Source organism: Clostridium ljungdahlii DSM 13528 (assembly GCF_000143685.1).
Taxonomy (GTDB): Bacteria; Bacillota; Clostridia; order Clostridiales; family Clostridiaceae; genus Clostridium_B; species Clostridium_B ljungdahlii.
The window spans coordinates 2,929,899-2,946,683 of sequence record NC_014328.1; the positions used below are offsets into that span (position 1 = coordinate 2,929,899).

Here is a 16,785-nt window from a genome sequence, read left to right on the forward strand (position 1 = left end):
CAGATATTCCAAATCTTTGATTTGGTATAGTCGCTTTCGCTGTGTGCGTGGGAGTGTTACAGTAAGTAGCCATCAGATAAGAACAATAAATAACAGGAAGGTTAATATATGGGAACAAATACAGTAATAACTCAAATAATATCGTTATTTTTAGTTGCATTAGTAGGTTTTTATGGAGGAAAGAAAAATATTATAGATGAAAATTTATCAAATGGATTGTCCAAGCTATTAGTAGAAATAACCACTCCTTTTTTAGTTATTTCTTCATTTAGTATTTCTTATGGTTCAAACGTTGCAAATAATATTATAAGGACTTTTATCTACAGCTTCATAATATTTATATTAACTCCACTATTAGTAAAGCCTTTGCTTATAGGAGTTGATAAAAGCAAGAAGAACGTTCTTGAATTTGCAATGGTGTTTTCAAACTGCGGCTTTATGGGATTTCCTGTAGCTCAAAGTATTTTTGGAAACGAAGGAGTCGTTTATGCTGCTATATTTAACATGGTTTTCAATATCTTTGTATGGACTTATGGTGTAATGTTATTTAATAATACAAGCAGCTTTAAAGAAGTAATAAAATCTCTTAAAAATCCAGGAATAGTTTCTGCAGTAATTGGACTTTTAATTATGATATTTTCAATAAAAATTCCCCCTATTTTTATGAGCACAATGAAGATGGTGGGAAGCCTAACAACTCCTATATCTATGCTTATAATAGGAAGTTTATTGTCAAGAAGTGAGCTTAGTAAAATCATTAAAGACAAGAGTATGTATTATGGTTCACTCATAAAACTTATACTTATACCAGCAGCATTATACTTGGTTTCGCTCTTATTTAAAGAACATTCCATGGTATTAAAGACATTAATCTTAATGCAAGCTATGCCTGCTGGAGCATTTACAACAATTTTTGCAGAAAACTTTAACAAAAATAAAGAGTATTCTGCTTTTATAGTATCCTTTTCATCACTGCTTTCAATAGTTACTATACCAATTGTAATTAAACTTTTTATATAGAATTTCTAACCAGAAAATTAACTTATACCAGCCATATACTAACAAATTTCATCACACTAAAAACTTTTTATAAGTCTAAAGCTCGGTATTTTGAAAATCTAAAGAAGCTTATATAAACTCGTACCTCAGACATATATAAGCTTCTAAGATTTTCTAAAATACCTCACTAAGACTTATAAAAAAAGTTTTTAAATGTGCTTTCAATTTTGTTAGTATATTTTATGTATAAGTTAAAATTTCAATTAGAATCACTCATATATAGATGGTTAACTCTACAGTTAAACTTATCCAAATTTCCAGTTTAATTTAAATGCTAAAGTTATAAATTTAGTTTTAAACTTTACAATCTGCATAGGTATTCTAACTAAAAAATCAACTTATACGCAGGCATATTTTTACAATAATGAAGCTTTTTTAGAATTTTTTACTTAGAATTATCAAAATATTTAATGAGCTAAAGTTTGTAAAAAATATCAGGAGTATAAGTTGATTTTTCGTTTAGACACTCTATACAGAAATTATATAAATTTTTGAACCTTTTTGAGCTAAGGTGTCTCTTATATAATAGGTGCACCTAAAAAAGGAGGTAATTAAGTGAATAACATCGACATAATACAGCGCTGTAAAGAAGGTGATCTAGATGCCTTTAATATATTATTTGAAGAATACAGTGTAAAAGCTGTACGTACTGTATATCTTATAACCGGTCAAAAAGATATTGCAGAAGATATAGCTCAAGAAGCATTTATAAAATGTTTCAATCAAATAAAAAAATTAAAAAAAGCAGAGGCTTTTGAATCATGGTTCTATCGCCTTCTTACAAGAATATGCTGGAGGTACTGTTCAAAACAAAAAAACAACCTGTGTATTGATGATATCAATGATAAAAATACAGTTTCAAGCAACTCACTATCTGACATAACAGAAAAAAATGAAATAAAACATCTTGTGGATAAGGCCCTTGATAAATTGAGTATGCCTTTAAAAACAACCGTTATCCTATACTATTATAATGAGTTGTCCATAAAAGAAATAGCACATGTATTAGGATGTTTTGAAGGTACGATAAAATCTCGACTGCATAACGCTAGGAAATTACTTAAGAAAGAATTTTTAACTGAAAATTTTGAAGGTTACTATTTCAATGATAATAAGGATGTGAGGTGTAATGAAAATGCTTAATCAAGAACAATTTGATAAAAATATAAAAAAAGCTTTATTAAACAAATCTCAGGATATAGTACCATCTGATAACATGTTTGAAAATATAAAATCTGAAATTAAATCAAATAGGAGTGATAAATATATGTCTAGAGAAAAATTCTTACCTTTTAGTTTAAATATTAAAAAAACTGTCATTGCTGCTTCCTGCGGATTTCTTATACTGGCAGGCTCAGTTGTTGCATCTCCAAATTTAAGGGCTTCAGCTCTTCAGAGTATAGGTAAATATGTTGATGGTTATACAGATGTGAAGGATTACAATAAAGCTCCATCTAAAGCAGATTTACAAAAAGATTTAGGTTATATTGTAAAAATACCTGACTCTCTTTCTGGAGGATATATGCTGGTTGAAGCCGGTGTAGATGGACATATAGATGGTGCAACCCCGGATAAACAATATGATAATAGAGGCGCATATGCAACCTATACCATAAATAATGATAGAAAAACAACCTTAACTCTTGGAGCTGCAAAAAGATCTGTAGAAGCAGATGCTCCAATATTTAAAAATGCCGTACCTGTAAAAATAGGCAGCATTACAGGATATTTTACACAATATAAAGTACATGAAGCACCTGAAGGCACTAAATTTTCAGCTAAAGAAAAGCAGGATATTAAAGATGGCAAGGAAGTTCTAATTGGTATTGGAAGCAAAAATAAAAATGTTAAGCTCAAAGAAAAGTTTAGCCAAGAATGTGCATTAAAGTGGAAAGATAATGGTATAAACTATCAACTTACTTCTATGGGCAATTTAAGTGAAAGTCAAATGTCTGAATTGGCTCAATATGTAATAAGCTCCAAATAGTTGTTATGGCTGGTATAAGTATAAAATTCACTTATACCAGCCATATATTAGTAAATTTAAAATTTTTAATCCAGTGAATAGATCACATCACCTAATTGTTCAGCTTCTGCTTTGTCATGAGTAACCAGTATAATAGTCCTTCTATTTTCGCTGTAAATCATTAAAAATTTCTCTATTATATTACTTTTTAATTTATCATCAAGTCCCTTAAAGGGCTCATCCATCAAAAGCAGATCGCTTTTATAGGCAAATGCCCTAGCAAGTGCAACTCTTCTTTTCATTCCTCCACTTAATTTATAAGGGAGCTTGTCTTTATAATCCCACAATTCTACCATATTCAAAAATTTTCTTACAGCTAAATCCACTCTACCTTTGTCCATAGTAGATTTTAATACAAAAGCCACATTATCATATACACTAAGATATGGAATCAATCTATCCTCTTGAAATACATAAGATATGGTACTGCCTTTTAAATTAACTTCTCCATTATAATCTTTTTCAATTCCACTTATTATATTTAACAATGTAGTCTTACCGCATCCTGAGGGTCCAAGAATAGCTGTAATCCTATTTTTCAAGAATTTCATATTTAAATTATAAAAAACAGGTACTCCCTCATAGTATTTACTCAATCTACTTATTGTAACTTCATATTGGTCTTCATTTTTCTTTTCCATAAAATCACCCTCTTTATCAATGCACAATTCACAATTTTAGTAAGCAACTACTTTTTTGCTCTACTCAAGTAATACTTAAATATTTTTTCAAAAATAAAACTTAAAATTACAATTACAATAGTCCACGCAAAGAGTTCTGGTGTTTCCAAAGTTGTTTTAGCATTCAAAAGATTTAGTCCTATAGAATAATTAGGAGTACTTAACACTTCAGATGCCACTGAAACCTTCCATCCAATTCCAAGACACATAAATATTCCTGATATAATATAATTTTTTATACTCGGTAGATATATATCTTTTATCACATACTTTTGCTTTACATTATATACACTCGCCATCTGTATTAAATATTTATCTACAGACTTTATACCTTCAATTACATTTGTATATATTATTGGAAAACATATAAGTATAGCTGTAAAAATCACCACATTAGATGAATTGAACCATACTAAAGCTATAATAATTATAGATATAACTGGAGTAGATTTTACAGTAACTACAAGGGGTTCTAATAATTCTTCTATAGATTTATTCATTCCTGCAATTACACCAGTTATAATTCCAATAGCTATGGATAATAAAATTCCAATAATCACTCTTAATATACTATTAAAAACGCTTTTCCAAAAATAATTTTTCCCCATTAGAATTATTAGGGTTTTTAGTACTTCAAATGGTGAAGGTAAAAGAAGAGAATTATTCATAAAAAGGGAGCAAAGCTCCCAAATCAGCATCCAAAATATTAGTATAGATAGTTTTTTAATTATTTTTGTTTCCACTGTAATAGAAATTTTCATCCGGCATTTTTCCTCCAATGGATTTTGGATTATTCTCGTTTAAAACTTCATAAAATTTCTCCAAGGCCTGCTTTCCATCTTTAGCACTTATAAATACTATGTTACTCTTTGGAATAGCCATTTCTGCTACTTTAGCCTTTGGAATTATACTTTCCTTTGCTATAAGTTCTCCTGATTCTTGTTTATTTTTATTTACAAAGTCTACTGATTCTTTATATTTGCTCAAGAAGCTGTCTAAATCCTTTCCTCTCTTGTCTATAAATGATTTTCTAAAAACTAAAGTTCCCATTACAAGCTTGCTCTGTCCTTGGGAAGCCTTGTCCCACTCTTTTGTCAAATCTATAGGTATTCTCAAGTTACTGTCTTTCATTTTAGTTGTAGTCACAAAAGGTTCTGGTAAAACAGCTAGATCCACTTTTTTAGATGCTATTGCTTCAGCTAGATCACTGTGATCCATTTTATAATCAATAGTCAAATCTTTTCCTGGCTCCAATCCATTCTTCTTTAATATGTAATTTAGTACATACTCAGGAGTAGATCCCTTACCACTTGAATAAATGGTCTTTCCCTTCAAGTCAGCTATGCTGTTTACTGTATTTCCATTTTCCACAATGTATAAGACACCTAATGTATTTATTCCAACTAACTCAACTTGACCTTTGGTTTTATTATATAAAATTGGTGCAAGGTTAGATGGAACTGCCGCACCATCCAATTCTCCATTTACAATTTTAGACACTATTTGATCTGCAGAATTGTAAACAGTAATATCATAATCATTCTTGTTTTCCATAAGTTTTGCCATACCCATTCCAGTAGGTCCCTTTAAAGCAGCTATTTTAATTTTATCTTTTTTAGCTGAAGCTGAAGTTGCAGTTGAATCATTAGAACAACCTGCTGCAAATAGGGTTGAAATTATAATCATAAATGACATTATAAATATACCTATCTTCTTTTTCATAAAATTCCTCCTATAGCTAATTAACTTAAAACATAGACATAATTCTATTTATTATTTATTTTATTATAACATTATCTCCAAGCTTTAATTAATTTTATATTTAGAATTTTTAAAAATATAGGTTGACATAATAAACCTTTTGGATTAAAATAAAAGTATTAACAATATATACCATAAATTGCTATCAATTTAGTATATTAAAAATATCTTAAATTTCACAGTTATCAATCCATATCTTAACCTGATCTTTTACTTTAAGTTTAAGATCAGCAATAGTTATCTAAAAGTATTACCTTTAAAAAGATAATTGTTAATAACTGAAAAATATTTATTAATAAAGGCATTTGAAAGAAAATAACGAGTCAAAGATGCGACGAATATTTTTTATCAGACTAGGAGGCAGGTTCCGCAGATAGTGAATCCTATCTAAGGGTTCTGGCGACGAAGTATGGTAAAAAATAGGCTAGCATACTGACTGGTTATTTCTTTGAAAATGCCTAAGCATCTTTGTAGCTATATATTTAAGATGTTTATTAAATTTCAAAAATTTGTTCAGCATAAGGAGGAATCAATATGAAAGCATTACTTTTAGCTGGAGGCAAAGGCACTAGACTAAGACCTTTGACAGACAAACTTCCAAAACCAATGGTCCCAATTATGGGTAAACCGCTTATAGAAAGAACTATACTAAAGTTAAAAGAATCTGGTGTTAGTGAAATTGTCATAAGCACCTGTTATAAATCTGATTATATTGAAAATTATTTAGGTGATGGTAAAAAATATGGATTAAAAATACATTATATCTCCGAAGACTTGCCTTTAGGTACAGGAGGCGCCATAAAAAATGCTGAAAGTTTCTTTGATGACACTTTTATAATCATGAATTCAGATATAGTACATAATCTATGCTACTCTGATTTCATAAAATTTCATAGAGAAAAAAGAGCTTCTGTTTCTATAGCTATGACTGAAGTAAAAGATCCATCTCAGTATGGGGTTATAGAATTTGACGGAGACAGCTATATAAAAGCTTTTAAAGAAAAACCTAAAGCAGGAGAAACCAACTCAAAATGGATAAATGCAGGAGTGTATATATTTGATCCAGAAGTACTAAAAGAAATACCTGAAAAGGAAATTGTATCTATAGAAAAAGACACTTATCCACTGCTTTTGAATAAAAGCTATAAAATGGCTGCTTACAAATACACCGACTACTGGATAGATATAGGCACAATAAAAAAATATATAAAAGCACATGTAGATATATTGTACAGCAACTGCAATAAACTTATGAAAACAAAAAATCTTACAAATAAGAGCAATATAATTTTTAAAAATAAAAGTGTTAAAATTCATCCCAGTGTTAAAATAATAGGACCTGTATTTATAGGTCAGGACTGTATCATTGAAGCAAACTCTCAGATAGGTCCTTATGTAGTTTTAGGTAACAACTGCCATATTGGTAGTTCCTGCAATGTAAGCAAGAGTGTACTGTGGGATAGAATAAATGTACATGAAAATGTTAATCTGACAAATTCTGTAGTAGCTTCAGATTGCACTATAGAAAAATATTGCAATATAACTAATTCAGCTTATGTTTCAAACAATTATAATAATAATTTACTTGCAATATAAAAACTTAAGAGGTGATATCGTTGAAAAAAAATATAGTATTTTTGAGTACCTATCCGCCACGTGCCTGTGGGATAGCTACTTTTACTGCCGATCTTGTAAAAAATTTGAAAAATAAGTTTTCTTCCAATTCCTATAAAATAGCTGCTGTCAATGATGAAAATTATAAATATCCAAAGGAAGTATCCTTCACCTTAAATCAATTTGACAAAAAATCCTATATTCATCTTGCCAATATGCTAAATAATTCAGATACTAATTTAGTTATATTAGAACATGAATATGGAATATATGGTGGAGACTGCGGAGAATATATATTAGATTTTGTAAATAATTTAAATATTCCATTTATAACTACGTTTCATACCATACTTTCAATACCTTCTGAGAAACAAAAACTTATACTTAAAACTTTAGGTAATAAGAGCCAGAAAGTAATTACTATGGGAAAAAGTTCTATAAAAATTTTGATGAACACATATAATATTCCTGAAAACAAAATCATACTTATTCCTCATGGAGTTCCGGATATTGTTGTAGAAGATAGAAATTGTTTAAAAGAAAAACTAGGATATAAAGATAGAAGCATAGTAAGTACCTTTGGACTTCTAAGTCCTGGAAAAGGTATTGAATATGCTATAGAATCTATCTCTAAAGTAGCCCAAAAGCATCCTGAAGTTCTTTATCTGGTGCTAGGGCAAACTCATCCTTGTGTAAAAAAGGAACAAGGTGAAAGTTATAGAAATAAACTTAAGAATTTAGTATCACAATTTGATATTCAAAACAATGTAAAGTTTATAAACAAATATCTTACAAAAAAAGAAATAGTGCAATACCTAACTTTATCTGATATATACATGACTCCTTATTTAGGTAAAGAACAGGCTGTAAGTGGTACTTTAGCCTATGCAGCAGGCTATGGTAGAGTTATTGTTTCCACTCCTTATAGGTATGCGCAAGAAATGTTAAGCAAAAATAGAGGACTTCTTGCAAAGTTTAAAGATGCAGATTCCCTGGCAGAGGCTGTGAATTTCTTATTGGATAACCCACTTAAGCGGCGTAACATGGAAAAGGCTACCATGAAGTTAGGCATGAAAATGAGATGGCCTTCTGTTGCAGCACAATATGAAAATCTATTTGCTTCTGTTATAAAAAGCAGTGAAATTGCAACTCAGGTGGTGTAATATATGCTTACCTTTGAAGAAAAAGATTCTGTACCCCTTTTTATCATGACTGACGATACTGGAATGATACAGCACAGTGTATTTTCAGTTCCGGATCCAAATTCAGGATACACTACAGATGACAATGCAAGGGCTCTCATTGTAGCTGTAATGCTGTATGAAAAATTCAAAAGTGAAAAGTATATAAAATTAATTTTTACATACACTTCATTTTTGCTCTATGCTCAAAATAAAAGAGGAACTTTTAAAAATTTTATGGCCTACAATAGAAATTTCATTGAAGAGGAAGGCTCTGAAGATTGTTTTGGAAGATGCCTGTGGTCACTAGGGTATACGCTCCAATCAAAAATTATTCCATCCTCTATAAAACATGCAGTTGAAAATATGATATTAAAAGCCTTACCCAATGTAAAGTCACTGTCTTACACTCACAGTAAAGCTTACTGCCTTTTGGGACTAAATTTGATTTACGATGAACTTTTAGAAACCAGTTCTACATTTAAAATTTCAAAGTATACTGTAAAAGAAGATATAATTACGCTCTCAGATTCTCTTGTAGAGAATTTTAAATGTTACAGCAGTGATTCCTGGAAGTGGTTTGAAAATAGTCTCACTTATGGTAATGGCATATTTCCCTGGTGCCTTTTAAAAAGTAGCAATGCATTAAACAATAGGGAGTATCTAGATATTGCCCTAGAAGCTTTAAATTTTTTGGAGCAGCAGTGTTTTAAACAGGATTATTTTAAACCTATAGGAAATAATGGTTGGTTTAAAAGAAATGATTCTCATCCATGCGAATTTGATGAACAGCCTTTAGAGGCCTGCGGAACAGCTCTTATGTATATGGAAGCTTACAAATTACTTAAAGACACAAAATACTTGGATAAAGCAAAATTATGTTATGAATGGTTTTTAGGTAAAAATTCCGCAAAAAAATCACTTGTAGATAACTTTACAAGGGGAGGCATGGATGGAATAATGGAAAATAAAATGAATTTAAATCAAGGAGCTGAAAGCATCATAGCAAAAATACTAACAGAGCTCCTTCTCTCAAAATATATAGACTTCTAAGTAAAAAATCAACTTATACTGCGTATAAGTTGATTTTTTACTTAAATACCTATTTATATTGCTTTCCTAATTCATCTGCAGCAAGTATAGCAGAATATACATCCTCCTTTGTAACTTCAAATGGCATATTATGCATAGTGTCATTTTCAGCACAGGAAATTTCAGCTACCTTCATTATATCTTCATTATTTACCTTCTTAATACCCAAATCATTTAATGTAATTGGAAGACCAACTTGCAAACAAAAGTCTATGACCTCTTCTATTTCTTCCATAGGGCTGTTTTCAAGAACCAATTGAACTAAAGCTCCAAAAGCAACTTTTTCTCCATGATATAATCCATGACATTCCTCAAGTGCTGTAAATCCATTATGAATAGCATGGGCAGCTGCAAGTCCGCTGCTTTCAAATCCAACTCCACTTAAATAAGTATTTGCCTCAATTATATTTTCTACAGCTTTAGTTGGGACTTTATTTATAACCGCCATTTTAGCTTTGAGACCATCTTCTAAAAGCGTATCATAGCATAACTTTGAAAGTGCAAAAGCAGCTTTTGTAGCCTTTCCGCCTGACATAGTAACAGCCCCTGATCTGACACAAGCTCTTGCCTCAAAATAAGTAGCTAATGCATCTCCCATACCTGAAACTAAAAGCCTTACAGGTGCTTTTGCAACTATAGATGAATCTACAAGTACAAGATCTGGATTTTTAGGAAGTGCCAGATATTCACTAAATACACCTTCATCTGTATATATTACAGAAAGTGCACTACATGGAGCATCTGTTGCTGCTATAGTTGGAACTATTACAACTGGGACTTTGGCATAATATGCTACAGCTTTTGCTGTATCAAATATCTTTCCTCCTCCTATGCCAATTACAACATTATTTTTATTTTCTTTTAACTTTTTACACAGTCTATCTATTTCATTTTTGGAACATTCTCCATTAAAAGCTTCAAATGCTAACAAAGAATCTTTTCCTTTAAAACTTTCTTCTATTGCATCTCTTGTTCTCTTAATTCCATTTTCACTAGCTATGATAAAAAAACTATCTCCAAGATTTTCAACGTAGTTAGATATATTTTTAAGCTCACCGTTTCCCTGTACATATTTTCCTGTAGAAATAATAATTCTTGACATCTTTAACCACTCCTAATCTTAGTTATTTTTTTAACAAAATACATCTGTATTATAACATTAAACCTTCTGTTACAAAAGTTAAAAATATCCACAAATATAATATATTTGTGGATATTTTACTACTTTCTCTTTATTCTATGCTTTTGAGGTTTTAAAGTAAGTTCTGTTACTACCAAGTTAGAAGGTTCCCTAAGTACCCATTCCACCACATCTGCTGTATCTTTACAACTTATATAAAAGTCTTCACTACTATCATCTTCACTGAAATTTGCATTTCTATAGAAATTTGATTTTGTCATATCTGGATGTATTGTTATTATTTTTACACCTGTTTTTCTCACTTCACTAAAAAGACTTTCAGAAAAATGAGTTAACCCTGCTTTTGTAGCAGAATAAGCACAACCATAAGTGCTTATTTCCTTTGCTGTAACTGATGATATATTTATTATAACTCCCTTATTTTTCTTAAGCTGCCTCATCAGTATACTACAGAGTACCATAGGTACTTCTAAATTCACCGTTATCATTTCATGTATCTTTCTAGGATTTAATTCTTCATGGGGGCCAAAGTATCCTACTCCGGCATTATTCACAAGTAAAAATATTTCACCTTTGGCCTTTATTTCATCTATTCTCTGGAAGAATTTATTTGTATTTGTTATATCACAGATTTCCCTTATAAAATTAGAACTATCAAATTCTACCTTGGAAAAATCTCTACCAAATCCGTAAACCTTATAACCCATATTCAATAGTCTCTGAGCTATTTCAAATCCTATACCTGAAGAAGCTCCCGTCACAATTGCAGTTTTCATCCTTACACCCTCTCTGTAATTTTGCATTATTTTTATTGTACAAACACTTTAGATTTTTTAACATATTTGCAAACCAGATCATATACAAAATTGACCAAAAGCTTATGATGCTCTTCTGAATAACTGCAAGTTCCATCTGCAATTTTAAATGGATAAGCCAATAATAGCGATTGTGGATTCATTTTCTCCATGTTCTTTAAATAATCCTTTCCAATTCTAAATACACCAATACTCACATCCTGTATATTTTCTTCCGGAATAGCCCTAAATGTATCTTTTACACAATTTTTATAATATTTTTCCCAATTATGTACATATAACAGTGGATCAAAGCAAACTCTCACCTTCCATCCCCTATCTACAGCACTTTTAATACTATTCAACCTGGGCCTAAAACTTGGAGCACTCATTTCATATTTCCTGCAAATTTCTTCTGGTGAAAGAGTCCATGCAAGTATTACATTATCCTGCGGCACCACATCTTCTATACTTTTAAAATTGGAACTTTTAGTTCTTACCTCTATTTTTAAATTATTATGTTTTTCTGCAAACTGTATCCATTTTCTAATAAAACCTGTTATATTTTCAAAGGCCATAAGATCCGTATCATAAGATATACATAAATAAACGGAGTGCTTTTTTAGAATACACTCCACCTGTTTGAAAACATCTTCCAAATTCACAAATAGAACTATATTTGCCGAAGAATAAACTCCTTGCAAATAACAATACTCGCAATTATACAAGCAATTCATAATAGATGAAGTATAATAAAAATGTTCATTTCCAAAATCATCACATACCCTTGCACCTTCATAAATTAAGTTTCCATCATTGCGTGCAAGTATTAGTTTAGGAGACTTTTTTTGCACCAGAAAATCTTGATTGTGTCTGCAAAATACATCTTTATAATGATTTATTTTTATAACATTGGATTTTTTAAACTTAGACAGTATCCTCTTTGTATTTTCATTTTCAATAACCCCTTTTTCCACATAAATATGAGAAAAACTACATAAGTTCAAGCTGTTGTACAAGTTTTTCAAAATACATCTTCCTCTCATATTTAGTCTTACAGTAAATCTGGGTAAAGGGCTCAAGAGCTAGGATTAAGTTATCATTTCTAACCTTATATCCTTTAGCTAACTTCTTTAACTGGTGCTGCATGGAAACAGATAAATTAAAATTGCATACTATTTCATTTATATAGTTCATGTCCTTTTCATCCAATATATCCTTAGGTTTTGCACATTCGTGTTCGATATCCTGTATCCAACTACATATTTCATCTAACTGTTCACAAATTAATTCAGTAACTTTTTCCCCAGTTACATTTGTTCCATCCAAATAGTCAGATACTATCTTCAAAGAATAAATTCTATGGGGCGGCATAAATATAGATACCGCTTGAAAAAAAGCAGCTCCTTCCATGTCTACAATGTCTCCTCTTATTTTTTCTAGATCATTTTCATCCACTATTTTTGCAAAACTCTCCAAACATGCTTCTTTAAAAGGATGTTTAAATATCATGTCAGGATAAAAATCCTTATCCGTAATGTTATCAATTATTTTATTACAAAGTACTAATGTTCCAATTTGAAACGTTCTATCTTTACTTCCACAAACGCCTATATTTATAAAGGTATCGTATTGGTCAGCTTCAAATTTAGCTATAATATATGCACAAGCAGAAGCCATATTTATTGCTCCAGTTTTACTTACTATAAGTACAATTTCTTCATTTTTAAAAACTTGAATTTTATTTACGGAATTATCCCTTTTTAAATCAAACCTTTCTATAAATGGCTTTGCCTCACAATGTAATGCTGTTACTATAAAAACCATATTTGCCTCCCTGTTGCCACTGTATTTATAAATAATTATACTTTAAATATACACTGAAGTGTATTAAATATCTATTACTTTATCCCCCTGCATAAATACCTTTTTATTTTATAGTTCCAATCTTCATAAACTTCACCATAGTCTTCTTTTACAAATTCTAAAAATTCATCTAATACTCCCAATTTATCTAATCCTTTCATTAAATGTCTTGGATAATCGCAGCATTTGGAATAATTATTTTTAGGATCTATTACTTTTATGGAAGAATCTTTACATAAATATAAGTCCTTACACCTTATATCCAGTTTAGTAAACTTGAGTTTCTGAAACTCTTTAATAAGATTAATAATGTTCTTTGCAACTTTTTCATTTAACCCATTTTGTTTAATGTAGTAATCAAGTCTCTCCCCTTTTGCATAACTTCTCACAATATAATAAAGCCCATGAGAATATATTTTAGGAAAATACTTGCTCTTACTAGTTTTTTGTAATATGTTATATTCACTTCTGCAAACATATTTGCTTTTAAATATTTTAATCACTCTATTATTATCTTCTAATAAATAAACAATTCCATTATGACCACATCCTAAAAAATTTGCCCTCCTAAGCATGTTTTCAGCTGCGCTATCTAATTGAATATAATATCCATCCCTTTTCTTCATAAATATACCTTTCTATATTATTCTTAGTATATTGTATGAAACTATATTTTGTAACATGAGTACTTAAAATCAAGTATCTCATGGTAATATAGAAAATTTTTTTACTTTATTTTGAATTTCTTTGGAAAAAGTAATCCAAATAAGAAAGAAATCAAATTTATTCCAATAACGCATATAAATAAAAGATGCAAACCTGAAATCAAAGATTTCTTTATCAATTGAAGTGAAACACCACTATTTAAAATAGATGAAGAATAAAGATTACTTGGATTTATGTCTTTTATTCCTATGTTCTGGAAATACTTTATTATACTTAAATTAAATATAGTACCGAATATGCTCACACCTATGGTTTGTCCTAAATTTCGAAGAAGAATATTTGATGCCGTAGCTGCTCCTCTCATATCATAGTTTACAGAATCCTGCACCACTATAGTGACAATTGTAAAAGTACCTCCAAAACCAAAACCCATTATAGAGACACACAATATAATCCAAGGTAATGCTGAACCTACACTAAAAGTCAATAAAATGAAACTAGAAAGCAACAATATAATGGAACATATTAAAATTATACTTTTTTCCTTATATATAGTCAGCCATTTTGAAAGAACTATAGAAGATATAAGCCAGGTAAATGACATAGGAGCAATACAAATGCCTGAAATAGTTGCTCCAAATCCAAGTACATTTTGAATATAAATTGGCATATATACATCAATTGCAATTAGTGAAGCTGATACTAAAAAGCCTATTATACTGACAACTATGTTGACTCTTGTAAATATTTCAAAAGGCATGATAGGCTCCTCCGACTTTTTTTCCACAAAATAAAATACAAACATAAGTGCTAAAGCTACACCTATGCATATAACTGGAAGAACCATGTCAGGCGAACTTTTTTTCCCGACACTTAAAAATCCATACAAAATAAGCACTATGGAAGTAGTTAAAACCAGTGTTCCCATATAATCTATTCTTACTTTCCTCTTCTTAAAATTCTCCTTTAAATTATTTTTAAGAAGCACTATAGAAATTATTCCAAAAGGTATATTTATAAAAAATATCCAGTGCCAGGAGAGTGTATCTATTAGAAATCCTCCTAAGAAAGGGCCAAGTAGACTAGCAACTCCCCACACTGTACCTACCCATCCTTGAATCTTTGCCCTCTCAGAAGCAGCAAATAAATCTCCAACTATAGTATATGTTACTGTAAATATTGAGCCTGCACCTATTCCTTGAAGAGCACGAAAAGCTATAAGTGAATACATATTCATAGATATTCCACATAAAAAGCTTCCTAATAAAAATATTGATATTCCTACAATTAATGTATTTTTTCTTCCATATAAATCTGATAATTTACCATATATAGGCGTAGTTATAGTAGAAGTAAGTAAGTACATAGAAAATATCCAGCTCATTAATTCAAACCCATTTAAGCTTTTCACAATAGTTGGAATAGCCGTAGTTACAACAGTTCCTTCTACAGCACCAAGAAATGTAGCTAGCATTATTGCAATTATTATATTTCTGTTTTTTGACTCCATATTAAATCACATCCTTTAGTAAGTACCGAAATTTGTCCTTAAAAAAACCTCAGGTTTATATGGCATTTTCAAAGGAATAACTTGTCAGTATGCTATCCTATTTTCTTTCAAATGCCTTATAGTCCTGAAGTTTCATTCAATATCCTTTTTTCAATCTTTTAATTTTATCTTAATTCCACGTCCTATTTCCTTTATAGTAGGTAATATTCCTTCAAATTGCTCTGGTATATTTTCACTTAACATATATTCTGCATTTTTAGGATCATCTACATCCTTAAAGGCATACTGTACAATTAGCTTTTCTCCATCCTTACATAAAACTATACCTATAGATGAGTTGTCCCCTTCATCTCTTACTGAGTCATCCATGGCAGAAAGATGGAAAGTTAAAATTCCAAGATATTCTGGTTTAAATTTCCCTATTTTTAGTTCAACAGCTATATAACATTTTAATTTCAAATTGTAAAAAAGTAAATCCTCATAATAATCTCCACCTGAAAGTTCCATATGATGTTTTTTTCCTACTAAGGCAAATCCAGAATTCAATTCCAGGAAAAATTCTACTACACTCTTTATAAAATGCTGTTGAAAAGCCTTTTCTTTAATTTCATCTGAAATGTCCATAAAATCCATGAGATACTCATCTTTTAGTATAGGAGAAAATTTTTTAATATCACCTTCAGATAGATCTTCTCCCTGTTCTTTTGAAATAGCATCCTTTATGAAACAAAAACTGTCTTCAGATTTTGTTTTTGTTTTTTCTTCATTCTTTTCTTCTTCAGAGTCTTTTTCCTCAGAAGTAATAATGCTTTTACTTTCAATATTTTCTTTTTCAGGGGATTCTGCATTAAAAAGTTCTGCATAGTCTAATTCCTCAATTCCACACTCTTTATCTATCTCCCCTATTAAATCTTCAACGGACCAATCTTTTTCCCACATCTTATCTATGTATTCTTTTCTTTTATCAACATTTCTTATCTTATTCATGAGAATTAAGTTACACGACCAGCTTATTTTAGATGACAATTGACTTACATAATCCTGAGAATTATATTCTTCAGCAAATCTAGCCATATTTTCTAAATTCTTTTCTGTAAAGCATAGATTACCTGGGAACTTACCTTTAAGATATTCTACTGTTTCACTTATAAATTCCGACTCGCAGCCTTCTTTTTCTCTCATTAAAATTAAATTTCCTATCTTCCAGTAGAGCATAAACATATACTCATTTATATTTACCAGTGCTTTATTTTTAAAAAGAATTATATCTTCCTCTAAGTTCTTAAAAAATGTATCCATATCATTATGATGTTCTATCATTTAAAAAATCACCTCACAATAAAATTTTTCCCATAATTTTATTATAGGGTAAAACATATAATATTACTACCCAGG

16 protein-coding genes are annotated in these 16,785 nt (G+C 30.2%); 6 read left to right on the forward strand and 10 right to left on the reverse strand.

Translation table 11 applies throughout. The annotated features are described in order from the left end of the window. Positions 1-108: 108 nt before the first annotated feature. The 3 genes from CLJU_RS13050 (at position 109) to CLJU_RS13060 (ending at position 3,046) form a co-directional block, all read left to right on the forward strand. Complete coding sequence (locus CLJU_RS13050; protein ID WP_013239296.1) at positions 109-1,020, forward strand: AEC family transporter; 912 nt, start codon at positions 109-111, stop codon at positions 1,018-1,020. Between the two features lie 594 nt (positions 1,021-1,614). After that, the gene (locus tag CLJU_RS13055) at positions 1,615-2,202 is read left to right on the forward strand and encodes an RNA polymerase sigma factor (RefSeq protein WP_013239297.1); all 588 of its coding nucleotides are present in this window, start codon (positions 1,615-1,617) and stop codon (positions 2,200-2,202) included. Beyond that, positions 2,189-3,046 carry a hypothetical protein gene (locus CLJU_RS13060; RefSeq protein WP_029170007.1) on the forward strand — a complete coding sequence of 286 codons (858 nt, stop codon included), beginning with the start codon at positions 2,189-2,191 and terminating at the stop codon, positions 3,044-3,046. Before CLJU_RS13055 ends, CLJU_RS13060 begins: the two co-directional genes overlap by 14 nt. Positions 3,047-3,111: 65 nt before the next feature. Here CLJU_RS13060 and CLJU_RS13065 read toward each other — a convergent pair whose 3' ends face one another. The 3 genes from CLJU_RS13065 to CLJU_RS13075 are packed head-to-tail and all read right to left on the reverse strand — an operon-like array spanning position 3,112 to position 5,487. Then, positions 3,112-3,726 (reverse strand): ABC transporter ATP-binding protein, encoded by a 615-nt coding sequence (locus CLJU_RS13065; protein ID WP_013239299.1) that lies wholly within the window; start codon positions 3,724-3,726, stop codon positions 3,112-3,114. Between the two features lie 47 nt (positions 3,727-3,773). Then, positions 3,774-4,526, reverse strand: coding sequence for an ABC transporter permease (locus CLJU_RS13070; RefSeq protein WP_013239300.1), 753 nt, complete (start codon positions 4,524-4,526; stop codon positions 3,774-3,776). Beyond that, on the reverse strand, positions 4,489-5,487 hold the full coding sequence (locus CLJU_RS13075; protein WP_013239301.1) for an ABC transporter substrate-binding protein: 999 nt from the start codon (positions 5,485-5,487) through the stop codon (positions 4,489-4,491). The genes CLJU_RS13070 and CLJU_RS13075 overlap by 38 nt, the downstream gene beginning before the upstream one ends. A 573-nt stretch (positions 5,488-6,060) precedes the next feature. Here CLJU_RS13075 and CLJU_RS13080 point away from each other — a divergent pair. From CLJU_RS13080 to CLJU_RS13090, 3 genes are read left to right on the forward strand one after another with little or no spacing between them, the layout of a single operon-like run. Then, on the forward strand, positions 6,061-7,122 hold the full coding sequence (locus tag CLJU_RS13080) for a nucleotidyltransferase family protein (protein WP_013239302.1): 1,062 nt from the start codon (positions 6,061-6,063) through the stop codon (positions 7,120-7,122). Between the two features lie 20 nt (positions 7,123-7,142). Continuing rightward, on the forward strand, positions 7,143-8,303 hold the full coding sequence (locus CLJU_RS13085) for a glycosyltransferase family 4 protein (RefSeq protein ID WP_013239303.1): 1,161 nt from the start codon (positions 7,143-7,145) through the stop codon (positions 8,301-8,303). 3 nt (positions 8,304-8,306) lie between these two features. Beyond that, positions 8,307-9,374, forward strand: coding sequence for an AGE family epimerase/isomerase (locus CLJU_RS13090; RefSeq protein ID WP_013239304.1), 1,068 nt, complete (start codon positions 8,307-8,309; stop codon positions 9,372-9,374). A 49-nt stretch (positions 9,375-9,423) separates the two neighbouring features. Here CLJU_RS13090 and CLJU_RS13095 read toward each other — a convergent pair whose 3' ends face one another. From CLJU_RS13095 to CLJU_RS13125, 7 genes are all read right to left on the reverse strand, one after another. Beyond that, the gene (locus tag CLJU_RS13095) at positions 9,424-10,515 is read right to left on the reverse strand and encodes a glycerol dehydrogenase (protein WP_013239305.1); all 1,092 of its coding nucleotides are present in this window, start codon (positions 10,513-10,515) and stop codon (positions 9,424-9,426) included. Positions 10,516-10,634: 119 nt separating this feature from the next. Continuing rightward, entirely contained in the window at positions 10,635-11,330 is a 696-nt protein-coding gene (locus CLJU_RS13100) for an SDR family oxidoreductase (protein WP_023161957.1), read from the reverse strand. A 32-nt stretch (positions 11,331-11,362) separates the two neighbouring features. Further along, the gene (locus CLJU_RS13105; RefSeq protein WP_013239307.1) at positions 11,363-12,376 is read right to left on the reverse strand and encodes an SPL family radical SAM protein; all 1,014 of its coding nucleotides are present in this window, start codon (positions 12,374-12,376) and stop codon (positions 11,363-11,365) included. Then, positions 12,342-13,175 carry a 5'-methylthioadenosine/S-adenosylhomocysteine nucleosidase family protein gene (locus CLJU_RS13110; protein ID WP_013239308.1) on the reverse strand — a complete coding sequence of 278 codons (834 nt, stop codon included), beginning with the start codon at positions 13,173-13,175 and terminating at the stop codon, positions 12,342-12,344. Before CLJU_RS13110 ends, CLJU_RS13105 begins: the two co-directional genes overlap by 35 nt. 74 nt (positions 13,176-13,249) lie before the next feature. Next, entirely contained in the window at positions 13,250-13,840 is a 591-nt protein-coding gene (locus tag CLJU_RS13115; RefSeq protein WP_013239309.1) for a protein kinase-like protein, read from the reverse strand. A gap of 101 nt (positions 13,841-13,941) precedes the next feature. Next, complete coding sequence (locus tag CLJU_RS13120; protein WP_013239310.1) at positions 13,942-15,390, reverse strand: MDR family MFS transporter; 1,449 nt, start codon at positions 15,388-15,390, stop codon at positions 13,942-13,944. 150 nt (positions 15,391-15,540) lie between these two features. Continuing rightward, on the reverse strand, positions 15,541-16,710 hold the full coding sequence (locus tag CLJU_RS13125; protein ID WP_013239311.1) for a PDDEXK nuclease domain-containing protein: 1,170 nt from the start codon (positions 16,708-16,710) through the stop codon (positions 15,541-15,543). Positions 16,711-16,785: the final 75 nt, after the last annotated feature.

What these genes read in the sequence shown, in the direction of transcription:
- CLJU_RS13050 (WP_013239296.1), top strand. Translation starts at nt 109, where the DNA reads ATGGGAACAAATACAGTAATAACTCAAATAATATCGTTATTTTTAGTT.
- CLJU_RS13060 (WP_029170007.1), top strand. Translation starts at nt 2,189, where the DNA reads ATGAAAATGCTTAATCAAGAACAATTTGATAAAAATATAAAAAAAGCT.
- CLJU_RS13065 (WP_013239299.1), bottom strand. Translation starts at nt 3,726, where the DNA reads ATGGAAAAGAAAAATGAAGACCAATATGAAGTTACAATAAGTAGATTG.
- CLJU_RS13070 (WP_013239300.1), bottom strand. Translation starts at nt 4,526, where the DNA reads ATGAAAATTTCTATTACAGTGGAAACAAAAATAATTAAAAAACTATCT.
- CLJU_RS13075 (WP_013239301.1), bottom strand. Translation starts at nt 5,487, where the DNA reads ATGAAAAAGAAGATAGGTATATTTATAATGTCATTTATGATTATAATT.
- CLJU_RS13080 (WP_013239302.1), top strand. Translation starts at nt 6,061, where the DNA reads ATGAAAGCATTACTTTTAGCTGGAGGCAAAGGCACTAGACTAAGACCT.
- CLJU_RS13090 (WP_013239304.1), top strand. Translation starts at nt 8,307, where the DNA reads ATGCTTACCTTTGAAGAAAAAGATTCTGTACCCCTTTTTATCATGACT.
- CLJU_RS13095 (WP_013239305.1), bottom strand. Translation starts at nt 10,515, where the DNA reads ATGTCAAGAATTATTATTTCTACAGGAAAATATGTACAGGGAAACGGT.
- CLJU_RS13100 (WP_023161957.1), bottom strand. Translation starts at nt 11,330, where the DNA reads ATGAAAACTGCAATTGTGACGGGAGCTTCTTCAGGTATAGGATTTGAA.
- CLJU_RS13110 (WP_013239308.1), bottom strand. Translation starts at nt 13,175, where the DNA reads ATGGTTTTTATAGTAACAGCATTACATTGTGAGGCAAAGCCATTTATA.
- CLJU_RS13115 (WP_013239309.1), bottom strand. Translation starts at nt 13,840, where the DNA reads ATGAAGAAAAGGGATGGATATTATATTCAATTAGATAGCGCAGCTGAA.
- CLJU_RS13120 (WP_013239310.1), bottom strand. Translation starts at nt 15,390, where the DNA reads ATGGAGTCAAAAAACAGAAATATAATAATTGCAATAATGCTAGCTACA.
- CLJU_RS13125 (WP_013239311.1), bottom strand. Translation starts at nt 16,710, where the DNA reads ATGATAGAACATCATAATGATATGGATACATTTTTTAAGAACTTAGAG.